Origin of the sequence: Bradyrhizobium rifense, assembly GCF_008123425.1 — a bacterium.
Classification (GTDB): domain Bacteria; phylum Pseudomonadota; class Alphaproteobacteria; order Rhizobiales; family Xanthobacteraceae; genus Bradyrhizobium; species Bradyrhizobium rifense.
The window spans coordinates 82,126-95,104 of record NZ_VSSS01000007.1 but is presented as its reverse complement, the minus strand read 5'-3'; the positions used below and the strand labels follow the sequence as shown (position 1 = coordinate 95,104).

At 64.0% G+C, this 12,979-nt stretch carries 13 protein-coding genes and 1 tRNA gene; 5 read left to right on the top strand and 9 right to left on the bottom strand.

Annotation, left to right across the window (positions count from 1 at the left end):
* Positions 1-5: 5 nt before the first annotated feature.
* Genes FXB40_RS47620 through FXB40_RS02815 form a run of 4 tightly spaced genes read left to right on the top strand, consistent with a single transcriptional unit; the run spans position 6 to position 3,166 of the window.
* The gene (locus FXB40_RS47620; RefSeq protein ID WP_187436619.1) at positions 6-182 is read left to right on the top strand and encodes a hypothetical protein; all 177 of its coding nucleotides are present in this window, start codon (positions 6-8) and stop codon (positions 180-182) included.
* Positions 179-742, top strand: a complete 564-nt coding sequence (locus FXB40_RS02825; RefSeq protein ID WP_148770696.1) for a cupredoxin domain-containing protein — start codon at positions 179-181, stop codon at positions 740-742. The genes FXB40_RS47620 and FXB40_RS02825 overlap by 4 nt, the downstream gene beginning before the upstream one ends.
* Positions 729-2,351, top strand: a complete 1,623-nt coding sequence (locus tag FXB40_RS02820) for a b(o/a)3-type cytochrome-c oxidase subunit 1 (RefSeq protein ID WP_148770695.1) — start codon at positions 729-731, stop codon at positions 2,349-2,351. Before FXB40_RS02825 ends, FXB40_RS02820 begins: the two co-directional genes overlap by 14 nt.
* Entirely contained in the window at positions 2,351-3,166 is an 816-nt protein-coding gene (locus FXB40_RS02815) for a c-type cytochrome (RefSeq protein ID WP_187436618.1), read from the top strand. Before FXB40_RS02820 ends, FXB40_RS02815 begins: the two co-directional genes overlap by 1 nt.
* On the opposite strand, the gene FXB40_RS02810 is transcribed toward FXB40_RS02815, so the two are convergent.
* Positions 3,167-3,637, bottom strand: a complete 471-nt coding sequence (locus tag FXB40_RS02810; protein WP_148770693.1) for a type II toxin-antitoxin system RatA family toxin — start codon at positions 3,635-3,637, stop codon at positions 3,167-3,169.
* Positions 3,638-3,643: 6 nt separating this feature from the next.
* Entirely contained in the window at positions 3,644-4,600 is a 957-nt protein-coding gene (gene lipA, locus FXB40_RS02805; RefSeq protein WP_148770692.1) for a lipoyl synthase, read from the bottom strand.
* Between the two features lie 130 nt (positions 4,601-4,730).
* Between lipA and FXB40_RS02800 the strand changes: the two genes are divergently transcribed.
* On the top strand, positions 4,731-5,333 hold the full coding sequence (locus tag FXB40_RS02800; RefSeq protein ID WP_148770691.1) for a DNA-3-methyladenine glycosylase: 603 nt from the start codon (positions 4,731-4,733) through the stop codon (positions 5,331-5,333).
* A 46-nt stretch (positions 5,334-5,379) separates the two neighbouring features.
* Here FXB40_RS02800 and FXB40_RS02795 read toward each other — a convergent pair whose 3' ends face one another.
* The 7 genes from FXB40_RS02795 to FXB40_RS02765 all read right to left on the bottom strand — a co-directional run bounded on the left by FXB40_RS02795 (position 5,380) and on the right by FXB40_RS02765 (position 12,841).
* Entirely contained in the window at positions 5,380-8,256 is a 2,877-nt protein-coding gene (locus FXB40_RS02795; protein WP_148770690.1) for a valine--tRNA ligase, read from the bottom strand.
* Positions 8,257-8,384: 128 nt separating this feature from the next.
* A complete protein-coding gene (locus tag FXB40_RS02790) occupies positions 8,385-9,155 on the bottom strand; it encodes a PopZ family protein (RefSeq protein ID WP_187436617.1) in 771 nt (256 codons plus the stop codon).
* Positions 9,156-9,458: 303 nt separating this feature from the next.
* The gene (locus FXB40_RS02785; RefSeq protein WP_148770688.1) at positions 9,459-10,850 is read right to left on the bottom strand and encodes a TolC family outer membrane protein; all 1,392 of its coding nucleotides are present in this window, start codon (positions 10,848-10,850) and stop codon (positions 9,459-9,461) included.
* A 205-nt stretch (positions 10,851-11,055) separates the two neighbouring features.
* Positions 11,056-11,718, bottom strand: a complete 663-nt coding sequence (locus tag FXB40_RS02780; RefSeq protein ID WP_187436616.1) for a protein-L-isoaspartate O-methyltransferase family protein — start codon at positions 11,716-11,718, stop codon at positions 11,056-11,058.
* Positions 11,719-11,854: 136 nt separating this feature from the next.
* A complete protein-coding gene (locus FXB40_RS02775; RefSeq protein WP_148752283.1) occupies positions 11,855-12,034 on the bottom strand; it encodes a hypothetical protein in 180 nt (59 codons plus the stop codon).
* Between the two features lie 212 nt (positions 12,035-12,246).
* A tRNA-Asn gene (locus FXB40_RS02770) sits at positions 12,247-12,321 on the bottom strand.
* A gap of 148 nt (positions 12,322-12,469) precedes the next feature.
* Entirely contained in the window at positions 12,470-12,841 is a 372-nt protein-coding gene (locus FXB40_RS02765) for a hypothetical protein (RefSeq protein ID WP_148770687.1), read from the bottom strand.
* Between the last annotated feature and the right edge of the window lie 138 nt (positions 12,842-12,979).

The following is a 12,979-nucleotide window of genomic DNA, read 5'->3' as shown; positions in this document are numbered from 1 at the left end:
GCGTCATGTTCAACTCCGATCCGCCGACCAGCCCAGCCACCGCCGACCAGGCCGTCGAGGAGGTCGTCGCGCAAGGACCGTCCGGCGCGATTGTGCTGGCCGGCATCGCCACGGCCTGCGTGGTCGCGATGTGGTTTGCGTTCTATCTCTTCGTCTTCCTGCCGCGCGGACCGCTGCAATGAGCGCAGAGGAAACTCATCGCAGCGTCGAGGTCGCGGCCCGCGTCGAGCGGCGCTGGGCCACCATTGCCGTGATCATCGTCGTGGGCATGGCGCTGCTCGCGGCCTTCGCCGGCATCCACCAGGCGACCATGCCGCAGCCGCGTGTCGAGATCACCGATCCGTCGCGGATCCATCTTTCCGGCGAATTCGTCGAGAGCAATCTCGGCAGCGTGCTGGAGGCCAATGGCAATATCACGGTGCGCGCGATCGGTCAGCAATATTCCTTCACGCCGGCCTGCATCGTGGTCCCCGTGGATACGCCGATTACGCTGCGCGCCACCAGCGCCGACGTCGTGCACGGCATCCTGATCCAGGGCACCAACGTCAACACCATGCTGGTGCCCGGCTACATCTCCGAGCAGCTGATGCGCTTTGCGGAGACCGGCGACTATCTGATGCCCTGCCAGGAGTTTTGCTCCTTCGGCCATGAGGGCATGTGGGGCAAGGTCAAGGTGATCGACAAGGCCGACTTCGCCAATCGCGCGAAATCTGGCGGGAGGCTGAGCTGTGTTGGTCAATAGGAAGCTCATTCTCGCCCATTTCTGGTTTGCCTTCGCCGTGTTTGGCGTCGCCCTCACGCTCGGCGCCTGGCAGATGTTCATCCGCAGCCCGATCGGCACCTGGCTCTCCAACCCCGAGCTCTACTACCGCTCGCTGACCGCGCATGGCACGGTGATGGGCTATGTGTTCCCGACCCTGGTCGCGATGGGCTTTGGTTATGCCATCAGCGAGTCCGCGCTGGAGCAGCGTCTGGTCGGCGTGCGCTGGGCCTGGACCGGCTTCTGGCTGATCGTCATCGGCAGCGTCATGGCGGTGATCCCGATCGCGCTCGGCCGCGCCTCGGTGCTCTACACGTTCTATCCACCGCTGATCGGCAACCTCTTCTACTATCTCGGCGTCGTGCTGGTCGTGGTCGGCTCCTGGATCTGGGTCGCGCTGATGGCGATCAATCTGCGCGTCTGGCGCAAGGCCCATCCCGGCGCGCCGGTGCCGCTCGCAATGTTTGCCAATGTCGCGGGCTCGTATCTGTGGGCCTGGACTGCCGTGGGTGCGGCGCTCGAGCTGCTGCTGCAGATCATCCCCGTCGCGGCCGGGCTGAAGAACACGATCGACGCCGGCCTCGCCCGCATCTTCTTCTCCTGGACGCTGCACGCCATCGTCTATTTCTGGCTAATGCCGACCTACATCGCCTATTATACCATCGTGCCGCGCGCGATCGGCGGCCGGGTTTATTCCGACAGCATGGCGCGGATCTCGTTCATCCTGTTCCTGGTGGTGGCGATGCCGATCGGCATGCACCACACGTTTGCCGATCCGCAGGTCGGCGCCGGCTTCAAGTTCGTCCATTCGGCCTTCACCGCGCTGGTGGCGTTGCCGACACTGCTGACCGTGTTCACGATCTGCGCGTCCGTGGAGATCGCCGCGCGCTTGCGCGGCGGCCGCGGCCTGTTCGGCTGGATCAGGGCCCTGCCCTGGGACAATCCGATGATGCTGGCTCTGGCATTCTCGTTCGTCATGCTCGGCTTCGGCGGCGCCGGCGGGCTCATCAACATGAGCTATCAGCTCGATGCGTCCATTCACAACACGCAGTGGATCACTGGCCATTTCCACCTGATCTTCGGCGGCGCCATCGTGATCATGTATTTTGCGATCGCCTATGATCTGTGGCCGCATCTGACGGGCCGCGAGCTGATTGACGTCCGCCTGATCCGCACCCAGCTCTGGCTGTGGTTCGTCGGCATGATCGTCACCACCTTCCCGTGGCACTGGGTCGGCATTCTCGGCATGCCGCGCCGCATGGCCTATTTCGACTTCGGCGATCCCGCGATCGCGCCGCAGGCGCTCTCCGTGACTTTCTCCGCAATTGGCGGCTTCATCCTGCTGACTTCGGGCATCATGTTCATCGTCATCCTGGCACGGGGCATGCGCGCACCGCAGATCGACGCCGGTCCCTATCGTTTCGCGATTGCCGTGCATCAGCCGGCGACCGTGCCGGTTGCGCTCAACACGCATGCGCTGTGGGTGGCGCTGATGATTGTGCTGACCATCACCAATTACGGCTATCCGATCCTCAACCTCGCGACCACGGCAGGTACGTCGGTGCCGGCCGTCTATGTGGGAGCGCAGTGATGAGCACCCGCGACCTCTTCACCTTCAACAATCCTCATTTCACGCGGGGCGTCGGTATCACCGCCGCGATCCTGATCGTGACGGCGATTGCCGGCTTCGTCGTGCTACCCTTCGCGCAGCCCTGGGTTCAGTTTGCAAACGTCTGGGATGCGATCTGCAGCGCCGCCGGCGTGCCGCAGCGTGCCGCAAGCGTGCCGGCGCCGGAGCAAAACAAAGGTCTCTCGGAGGTCGTGCTCACCTCGCATACGCTGTCGCGTCCGAGCCAGGAGGCGATCGGCCGAGGCGCGACGCTGGCCCAGCGTTGCGCGATCTGCCACGGGCCAACCGGCATCAGCCGCGCGGATTCGCCGAACCTCGCCGGCCAATATGCCGCCGTGATCTACAAGGAGCTGCACGATTTCCGCTCCGGCGCGCGCAGCAATGCCGTGATGTCACCCTTCGCCGTCAACCTGACGGAGGAGGAAATCGCCGACCTCTCAAACTACTACGCCTATCTGCCGCGGCTGCCCGCCTATCACCCGACGCCGCAGCTCCCAAAACCCAACATCGTTATCTACGGCGCGCCCATGCGCGGCATCGCGCCCTGCGGCGCCTGCCATGGCAGCCTCGACAACAAGACCGGCAGCCCCTGGCTGGAGGGGCAGTCCGAGGCCTATATGAAGGCGCAACTCCAGGCGTTTGCCTCAGGCGAGCGGCGCAATGACATCAGCCAGCAGATGCGCAACATCGCCCGCGCCATGACGCCGCAGGAAATCGAGGCCGCCGCGGCCTATTACGCCTCGCAGCCGCCGGATGTGGTGAAGGCGGTGGATTGATCAGGTCGACGCCAGCTTCGGACGGCCGTAAATCGCATCGGCGCGCTTCTCGAACGCAGTGGAGAAGCGCGCGAACGCTGCGTCGAACATCGAGCCCATCAGCATCGCCAGCATGCGGCTCCTGAATTCATAGGCGAGGAAGAAACCGACATCGCAGACGTCATCGCCTTTGGGTTCGAACGTCCAGCGGTTTTCGAGATTACTGAACGGACCTTGCAGATATTCGACCAGGATTTTCAGATTGGCGCGATCGAGCGTCACGCGACTGGTGAAGGATTCCTTGACCAGCTTGAACGACACCGTCATGTCGGCGACCAGCACCTCGGTGCCGTCGGGTTTTGCCATGCGCTGACGGATCTTCAACGCGCTGCATAACGGCACGAATTCCGGGTAGCGCTCGACATCGGCGACCAGATCAAACATCTTGGGTGCGCTGTGATGAACACGGCGCTTGCTTGAAAATTTGGGCATAGCGGTTCAGCGGGCGGTCGCGGCCCGCGCGGCCTTCAGTCTCGCAAAATCCTCGCCGGCATGATGCGACGAACGGGTGAGCGGGCTCGCCGACACCATCAGGAAGCCCTTGGTGTAGGCGACTTTCTCGTAAGAACTGAACTCGTCCGGCGGCACGTAACGCATCACGGCGTGATGCTTGCGGGTCGGCTGGAGATATTGCCCGATGGTCAGGAAGTCGACGTCCGCCGAGCGCAGATCGTCCATCACCTGCTGCACCTCGTGGCGCTCCTCGCCGAGGCCGACCATGATGCCGGACTTGGTGAAGATGGTGGGATCGAGCTCCTTGACCCGCTGCAGCAGCCGGATCGAGTGGAAGTAGCGCGCGCCCGGCCGCACCGTGAGATAACGCGACGGCACGGTCTCGAGATTGTGGTTGAAGACGTCCGGCCGCGCCGCGACGACGACCTCGAGCGCGCCTTCCTTGCGGAGGAAGTCGGGCGTCAGGATCTCGATCGTGGTCGAGGGGCATGCAGCGCGGATTGCGCGGATGGTCTCTGCAAAATGCTCGGCGCCGCCGTCGGCGAGATCGTCGCGGTCGACCGAGGTGATGACGACGTGGGCGAGGCCCAGCTTGGCGACGGCCTCGGCGACATTCTGCGGCTCGGCCGCATCAAGCGCATTGGGCATGCCGGTCTTGACGTTGCAGAAGGCGCAGGCCCGGGTGCAGGTGTCACCCATGATCATAAAGGTCGCGTGCTTCTTGTCCCAGCACTCGCCGATATTCGGGCAGCCCGCCTCCTCGCACACCGTGTGCAGGCCATTGGCGCGCACGATGTTGCGGGTGTCGGCATAGCCGCGGGTATTCGGGGCGCGTACGCGGATCCAGTCCGGCTTCGGCGGCGAAGCGGAATCTGGGCGGTTCACCTTTTCGGGGTGGCGCGGGCGCAACGGGTTCGTGATGGTATCGACAATAACGACCATGATCTGTCCGGTCTGTTCAGGTCCTACCTAGTCGGTCTGGTTGCCTGCCGCAACCCGGCTCGCGCCTCTTCAGGGAACATGGCAGATATGGGCAATATCCTGCTCTGTTCTCAGGCGATTCTCACCTCGAATGGCTCCAACCTCGAACACTTCCACACCGCGGCTCGGCAAAGCGCTGAAGCGTGCCTTTTTTGCGCGCAGCGTGCGCGAGGTCGCGCCCGATCTGATCGGGGCGACCATGCTGGTCAACGGCATCGGTGGAATCATTGTCGAGGTCGAGGCCTATCATCATACCGAGCCGGCGGCGCACTCCTACAACGGCCCGACGCCGCGGAACCAGATCATGTTTGGCCGGCCCGGCTATGTCTATGTCTATCGCTCCTACGGCATCCACTGGTGCATCAACTTCGTCTGCGAGGAGGAAGGTTCGGCTGCAGCCGTCCTGATCCGCGCGCTGGAGCCGACGCATGGCTTGGCCGCGATGCGCCGGCGCCGCCATGCTGTCGATGTGCATGCGCTGTGCTCGGGCCCGGGCAAGCTGACGGAAGCGCTCGGCATCACCATCGCGCACAACACCCTGCCGCTGGACCGCCCGCCGATCGCGCTGCATGCGCGGACGGCAGACGTCGAAGTCGCGACCGGCATCCGGATCGGCATCACCAAAGCCGTCGAGCTGCCCTGGCGCTATGGCGTCAAGGGCTCGAAATTCCTCAGCAAGCCGTTTCCGAAATGACGCGTTTTCTTTACGCGAACCGGGATCCACTTCGCTCGAAAACGCTCTAGGACGCCTGCTTCAGCCGCTCGAGCGCCTCAAGCAGCTTGGCCTTGCGGGCCAGCGCCGCCTCGCGCTTTTCGCGCTCCTCCTCGACGACCTCTTCGGCCGCGTTGGCGACGAATTTCTCGTTCGCCAGCTTGGACTCCGCGCGCTTGATGTCGGCGTCGGCTTTCGCGATCTCCTTGTCGAGACGCGTGCGCTCGGCCGCAACATCGATCACCCCCTTCAGCGGCAGCGCAGCCACCTCGCCGCGGACGAGGAGCTGAACTGCACCATCGGGCGCGCGGTCGGCGAAGGAGATGTCAGAGAGTCGCGCCATGCGCTTGATGACGTCGGTCCAGCGCGGTGCGCGTTCCCTGGTCTCGGCCGAGGCACCCGCGAGCACGAGCGCCGTCAGCGTCGCGGGCGGGATGTTCATCTCGGCGCGCACCGAACGGATCTGCGTGACCAGATCGATCACCCAGCCGATCTCGGCTTCCGCCTTGGGATCGGTGAAGTCGGCATGGTCGAAGATCGGCATGACGAACGCAGGTGAGATCAGCGGATCAGTCGGGCCGGCCGCAGCCGCAAGCATCGCAAGCTGCTCCGGCGTCGGACCGGACGGCTTCAGCGGCCATGGCGCCAGCGCGAGCAGGCCGTCGCGCTTGGCCGTCACCTCCCAAAGCTCTTCGGTGATGAACGGCATGAAGGGATGCAGCAGCTTCAGGATCTCGTCGCGCGCCCAGGCGACCATGGCGCGGGTCTCGTCCTTGGCCGGACTGTCGGGACCGAGCAGCACGGGCTTGGCGAGCTCGACATACCAGTCGCAATAGACGTTCCAGACGAAGCGGTAGATCGCGCCGGCGGCGTCGTTGAAGCGATAGGCCTCGATGGCCTCGGTCACCTCGCGCGTGGTGTGCGCGCTCTCATGCGCAATCCAGCGGTTCAGCGTCTCCTTGGCCTTTGCCGGCTCGAAACCCTCGGGCACGGCGCAATGGTTCATCTCCGCGAAGCGGGACGCGTTCCAGAGCTTGGTTGCGAAATTGCGGTAGCCCTCGACGCGGCTGGTGGCGAGCTTGATATCGCGGCCCTGCGCCGCCATCGCCGCCAGCGTGAAGCGCAGCGCGTCCGCGCCGTACTCGTCGATCAGGTTGAGCGGGTCGATGACGTTGCCCTTCGACTTCGACATCTTGGCGCCCTTCTCGTCGCGGACGAGGGCGTGGATGTAGATGGTCGAGAACGGCACCTCCTTCATGAAGTGCAGGCCCATCATCATCATCCGGGCGACCCAGAAGAAGATGATGTCGAAGCCCGTCACCAGCGCGTTGGTCGGGTAGTAGCGCTGCACCTCGGGCGCGTCTTCCGGCCAGCCGAGCGTCGAGAACGGCCACAGCGCCGAGGAGAACCAGGTGTCGAGCACGTCCTCGTCGCGGGTGATGAAGCCTTCGCGCTTGTTGCGGTCGAGCGCCATCTCGCGGCCCTGCTCGACCGTGATGACTTCCTGCTCGACATAGTAGCCGAGCGCGTGGCTGACGGCCTCTTCCTCGGTCTCGGCGACGAACACCTTGCCGTCGGGACCGTACCAGGCCGGGATTTGATGGCCCCACCAGAGCTGACGCGAGATGCACCAGGGCTGGATGTTCTCCATCCACTCGAAATAGGTCTTTTCCCAGTTCTTCGGGACGAACGACGTCTCGCCCGAACGCACCGCCGCCATCGCGGGTTTTGCGAGTGTCTTGGCGTCCACGTACCACTGATCGGTCAGATACGGCTCGATCACGCTGTTCGAGCGGTCGCCATGCGGCACCATGTGGGTGTGCGGCTCGATGCGCTCGACGAAGCCGAACGATTCCAGCCGCTCCACGATGCGCTTGCGCGCCGCAAAGCGGTCGACCTTGTTGAACTCCTCGGCGAATTGCGAGGCGCCTTCCGGCAGGCCCTTCAGATAATCCTCGTTGTCGAGGAGATCGAGGCAGCCTTCCTTGTCGAGCACGCTGATGCGGCGCAGGCCATGGCGATTGCCCACCTCGAAATCGTTGAAATCGTGCGCCGGCGTCACCTTCACCGCGCCCGAGCCCTTTTCCGGATCGGAATAGTCGTCGGCGACGATCTTAACCTTGCGGCCGACCAGCGGCAGGATGACGTTCTTGCCGACCAGCTTCTGGTAGCGCTCATCCTCCGGATGCACGGCCACGCCGGTATCGCCGAGCATGGTCTCCGGGCGCGTCGTGGCGACCACGATGAATGTCGTGGGATCCTCGGGGCTGAACGTTTTGCCTTCGATCGGATAGCGCAGATACCAGAGGTGGCCCTTCACCTCGGTCTGCTGCACTTCGAGATCGGAGATCGCGGTCAAGAGCTTGGTGTCCCAGTTCACCAGCCGCTTGTCCTTGTAGATCAGGCCGTCGCGATGCAATTCGACGAACACCTTGATGACGGCCTTGGACAGGCCCTCGTCCATGGTGAAGCGTTCGCGCGACCAGTCGCAGGAAGCGCCGAGGCGCTTGAGCTGGTTGATGATGGTGTCGCCGCTCTCGGCCTTCCATTGCCAGACCCGCTCCAGAAATTTCTCGCGGCCCATCTCGCGACGGCCGGGCTGCTGGCGCTCCATCAGCTGCCGCTCGACCACCATCTGGGTGGCGATACCGGCATGGTCGGTCCCGGGCTGCCACAGCACGTCGCGGCCTCGCATGCGCTCAAAGCGGCACAGGATGTCCTGGAGCGTGTTGTTGAGGGCGTGGCCCATGTGCAGCGAGCCCGTCACGTTCGGCGGCGGGATCACGATGGTAAAGGGCACGGCGTCGCGTCGGTCGGGCCGGCCGGCCTTGAAGGCGAGGCTGTCCTCCCACACGACGGACATGCGGGCTTCGATATCGGCGGGCTGGTAGTTTTTCTCGATCATGGGGCGCTAGAAAGCCGCGTGCGGGGTTCAAGTCAACGGAAAGCTCAGCGGCAAAAGGGCTTTCCGGCCCGCTCCGCAGGCCGAATGTGACACAGGAGCAGGGCTTTATCGGGGCTGTGCGGCCCGCCCTACCTGCCGCCGCGCGAGACCCGCTCGATTTCGGCCTTCACGATGCGTTCGACGAGGCCCGGCAGATTGTCATCGAGCCAGGATTTCAGCATCGGACGCAGCATCTCCTTGACCAGATCCTCCAGCGTCCGCGCATTGCTGCTGAGTACCGTGTGGGCCAGCGAGTTGAAGGCGGATTCGACCGCCGAGACGGTCGACTGGGCCAGGATCGGCTGCTGCGGCGGCAGCGGCGGCGCGTCAAAGTCCACCGGCGCATAGGACGGCGCGGGTGTCGGACGAGGCGGCGGCGCCTCGGCGAATTCGAGATCGTCGCGCGGCTCGACCCTGCGGAAAGTCGGCGGCGGTGGCGCGGGCGTCGGCTCCGGGTCCATCGCCATCTCGTCGGTCAATTCGAGCACGTCGGGTTCGGGCTCAGGCTCGGGTTCCGGCGCACGGATCTCGGGCGCAGCCGTGGCCGTATCGAGCCCCGCCAGCAGCGCGTCGATGTCGTCCTGGTTGTTGGGGCCGGCATCCGCCGCAGGCGCGGGTGGTGGCGGTGGCGCAGGCTTCGCGGCCGGCGGTGGCTCAGGCTTTTCGGCGGCAGGTTTTGCAGGCGCGACCTTGGATGGTGGAATGTCGGCCATCGCCGGGGGCTTTGGTGCGGCGGGCGCCGGCGCGGGCCTGGCAGCCTCTGCCGGCGGCGGCTTGGCCTCGTCGTCGGCAATGATGCGCCGGATCGAGGCCAGAATCTCCTCCATGGAGGGTTCTGTGACCTTTGCAGGCTGCGTCATCTCCGACTCCACATCATCAACGCCCTCGCATGCGTTGTTTTACACCAAGCACGACAGGATTGGCCGGTTCCGGATGTGTGCCCCGACATTTTCGTCACGGCAGCCAGACTTGTCCCCAGATCACGGCTCAACGTGAGGCGGCGCGCCCCTGCCCCGTCACTCAAGCATTACGCATGCAACATTGGATGCGGGGCGAATCGACCCGCAGCTTCTTGGCAAGGCTATGTCAGGGATTTTGATGATTGCAAGCAAAGCACCGGTCGGACTCGTCTGTTTGCGAGACCGACCGGAGAACTACGGCAATCAGCGTCCGTCAGGCGTACGCACGCCGACCCAGCTGTCGCGGACCTGCTGGTAGTGCACGCTCGGATCGTAGACGGTGGTGTTGAGGCTGAGCACCTGAGGTGCAAGGCGGCCAACCGCGCTGAGCACCGAATAGGACGCCACCACGCGGTCGTGCTGCGCCGTGACGAGCGCGACGCGCGCATTCACCAGCGCCTGCTGCGCGTTGAGTACGTCGAGCGTGGTGCGCTGGCCGGCCTTGGCTTCCTCGCGCACACCGTTCAGCGCGATCTCGGAGGCCGTGACCTGGGCCTGCGCGGACTGCACCTGCGCCTTGCCGGCTTCCAATTGGCCCCAGGCCTGCACGACGTTGGCGCGGGTCTGGTCGCGCGTATTTTCAAGATTCAGGCGCTGCTGCGCCAGGTTCTCTTTCGATTGGCGGATCAGCGAATATTCTGCGCCGCCCTGAAAGATCGGCACCGTGACTGTCGCGAGAGCCGACGCCGTATTCGTTCGGAAAACCTGCAGGCTCTGCTGATAGGCCGTACTGACACCGGCCTGGACCGTGACCGTCGGCAGTAACGCGCCTTCGGCTATCTTGACCTGGAGATAGTTGACGTCGATGCCGTACATCGCGGCCGTGACGTTGGGATTCTCCACCAGGCTGAGATTAACGGCAGTGGCTAACGTCGCGGGCAGGAAACGATCGACCGGCGAACCTGGCGCGAGGTTCGTCGGCTCGTTCCCGATGATTCGGCGGAAGTTCGCGCGCGTCGTCGTGAGATTCGATTCAGCCGTGAGTGCCTGCGTCTTACCGGCGGCCAACTGAGCTTCGGATTGCGCAACGTCGGTGCGCGTCACTTCGCCCACATTGAACCGATCACGGGTCTGCTTGAGGGTCTGTTCGAGCACGCGGACGTTGCTCCGCTGGACTTCGAGGGTGGCCGCATCCCGCAGAAAATCCATGTAGGTCGTTGCTGCACTGAGCAGCACTGACTGATCCAGAGCGCGCAGCGCCTCACGCTGGCCGGACACCTGAGCTTCCGCATTGCGCGTCCTGTTGGCCGTGATGTTGCCGTTATAGAGCGTCTGGCTGACGGTCAGGCTGGCGCTGTTGGACTGAAGTGGATCGGGGTTATGGATCGACCTGTCCTTCTGCGCCGCCTGGATATCCTGATATTGATACCCGGTGCCCAGGGTCACATTGACCTTGGGGCGATAGCCCGACAGCGCCTGCGGCACGTTCTCGTCGGTCGAGCGCACCTGGGCGCGCTGTGCGTTGAGCTGCGGATTGTTCTGATAGGCGCGCACCAGCGCGGCCTCGATCGTATCCGCCAATGCAGGCGTCGGCCCGGCAAGCGCCGCCAGGAGAACCGAAACCGCTGCTCCGGTGAAGAACTTCACCCCATGCATCCTTGAAAATCCGTTCATTCTCACGTCAGGCTCGTGCCCGCGAGCCTGGTTACCGTATCCAAGTGGAGTCGTTGCCCCGCAGCAACATAGGACGCGGCCGAGCGCGACGGAACACCCTCTGGGTGGTTCTCAGTGGAAACTCTTTACGTGCAGCATCCCGGCCACACTTCTGATTTAGAACGGGATTTTAACGGGGTTTTGGCCATCAGAAGACGAAGGCGGCGGCCCGTTCCAGCCCGGGAAGCACCGGGGCTGCGGCATCGAACAGCGGCCGATGGCCGAATTCGCCGTGGGTACGGGTCACGATCATGGCCCGCGACGGCCGGGATTCGGCCGAGACCCCCACCAGGCGTCCGCCTTCCCTGAGCTGGCCGAACAGTCCGTCCGGCGTCACTTCGGTCGCGCCGTTGAGGATGATCACGTCATAGGGCGCGGCAGCCGGATCGCCCTCGGCACAGGCGGCGGCCTTGCAGGTGACGTTGCTGACCCCGATTGCGGCGAAGGCGTCCTTGGCTTTCGCCGCCAGAGCCGGATCGCTCTCCGTTGCCGTGACCTGACGCGCAAGCTTCGCGGTCAGCGCGGCGAGGTAGCCGGTGGCGCAGCCGACGACCAGCACGTTGTCGCCTTCGCCGATCTCGGCGGCCTGGAGCAGCTTGCCGATCAGCTGCGGCTTGATCAGGAAGCGCTTGGCGCCACCCTCGCTCACATCGAGATCGAGGTCGAGATAGGCCAGCGCCTGCCGGCTCGCCGGCACGAAGGCCTCGCGGGGAACCGTGAGCATGGCATCGAGAATGCGGCGATCGGTGACATCATTGGTGCGCACCTGGCCATCGACCATTTTTAGGCGCGCGGTCGAAAAACCGGACATTTGCGGACCCTGCAAGGCGGACGATGCCGCGGACGAAACTTGGCGGCATATTTGGAGCAGGCTCCGCGAAAACGCAACACGTCCGTTGGCCGGTGAATCAACGGCTACGCAACGCAGGCCTCGGAGGCGAGATGGCCTATTCGATCGCCACCGCAAGGCGGCCGATCAGGGCCGCCACTTCGTCCAGCCGCGCCGAATCGGGGGTCTCGACCGCGCGAGCGAGACAGGCCAGGCATTCATCGTCGCTCAGCTCAGGAATATCGGCCGGCAGAATCGAGGGGGCCAGGTGGGCGCGGTCGATCTGGATGTCGGGCATGGGAATCAGCTCCGTAAGAGTCCGGCCCTATCAAGCTCGATTTGAATTAAGTCGATTTGGTGCCGTCTGCATGGCGGCTGTGCCGCGGCCACACACATCCACTTGAACGCGATTCTGCTGGGCCCAAGCGTAACGCGGCCGAGAAGCTGATCGAGCAGCATCGTGCGTCGCATCAGCGAACGTCGGCAAATAATTGAAAATGCAGCGGAATTTGGCTCCCCGGGCTGGATTCGAACCAGCGACCATCCGATTAACAGTCGGATGCTCTACCGCTGAGCTACCGAGGAAAAGGCGAACCAGTCGTTCGCGCGCGGCTGCGTATAACAAAGCCGGTTGCGCTTGCAAAGGACGAATTCGCCATCCTTCGCAAAGCGTCGAGGATGGGCCATTTTGAAGTTTCTTGCCGGCCCCTCCTCCTGACCACCCGGACCGATATTACTCGGCGATGAAGGACGTGGTCTTGGTGCCGGGGTCGTAGCGCAGCCGAAGCGCGGTCATCTTGCAGAGATTGACGTTCATCCAGAGCACCGACTCGTCATAGTTCTGCCAGTCGACGCGGATGTTCCAGACGCAGCCCTCGTCATCCTCCTCGAACTCGACATAGGTCGAGGCCTGGTTCTGCAAAACCTTGTCCAGCTCGTTGTCCCATTCGTCCAGGCCATCATCCGGTGCGTTGAAGCCCAGGAATTTGATGGCATAGCCGGTCTCGTTGACGACGGTGACGTTGCGGGCATCGGCGGCGAACGACGACGGAGCAGCTACGATCGCAAGTCCGATCGCGATTAGTCCAGACAGAAAAAACTTCATGTGAAATTCTCCGGATCGAAACAGGCTCCGGCGCCTGACGTCGATCGGCGCAGGCGCCGCGGCAACCAATGGCGTTGCCTTGAAGGGTTCATCCGGAGCGCGATCGAGAGGTTCGACACACCCTCGATCCGCGCTCCG

What these genes read in the sequence shown, in the direction of transcription:
- FXB40_RS47620 (WP_187436619.1), top strand. Translation starts at nt 6, where the DNA reads ATGTTCAACTCCGATCCGCCGACCAGCCCAGCCACCGCCGACCAGGCC.
- FXB40_RS02825 (WP_148770696.1), top strand. Translation starts at nt 179, where the DNA reads ATGAGCGCAGAGGAAACTCATCGCAGCGTCGAGGTCGCGGCCCGCGTC.
- FXB40_RS02815 (WP_187436618.1), top strand. Translation starts at nt 2,351, where the DNA reads ATGAGCACCCGCGACCTCTTCACCTTCAACAATCCTCATTTCACGCGG.
- FXB40_RS02810 (WP_148770693.1), bottom strand. Translation starts at nt 3,637, where the DNA reads ATGCCCAAATTTTCAAGCAAGCGCCGTGTTCATCACAGCGCACCCAAG.
- lipA (WP_148770692.1), bottom strand. Translation starts at nt 4,600, where the DNA reads ATGGTCGTTATTGTCGATACCATCACGAACCCGTTGCGCCCGCGCCAC.
- FXB40_RS02800 (WP_148770691.1), top strand. Translation starts at nt 4,731, where the DNA reads ATGGCTCCAACCTCGAACACTTCCACACCGCGGCTCGGCAAAGCGCTG.
- FXB40_RS02795 (WP_148770690.1), bottom strand. Translation starts at nt 8,256, where the DNA reads ATGATCGAGAAAAACTACCAGCCCGCCGATATCGAAGCCCGCATGTCC.
- FXB40_RS02790 (WP_187436617.1), bottom strand. Translation starts at nt 9,155, where the DNA reads ATGACGCAGCCTGCAAAGGTCACAGAACCCTCCATGGAGGAGATTCTG.
- FXB40_RS02785 (WP_148770688.1), bottom strand. Translation starts at nt 10,850, where the DNA reads ATGCATGGGGTGAAGTTCTTCACCGGAGCAGCGGTTTCGGTTCTCCTG.
- FXB40_RS02780 (WP_187436616.1), bottom strand. Translation starts at nt 11,718, where the DNA reads ATGTCCGGTTTTTCGACCGCGCGCCTAAAAATGGTCGATGGCCAGGTG.
- FXB40_RS02775 (WP_148752283.1), bottom strand. Translation starts at nt 12,034, where the DNA reads ATGCCCGACATCCAGATCGACCGCGCCCACCTGGCCCCCTCGATTCTG.
- FXB40_RS02765 (WP_148770687.1), bottom strand. Translation starts at nt 12,841, where the DNA reads ATGAAGTTTTTTCTGTCTGGACTAATCGCGATCGGACTTGCGATCGTA.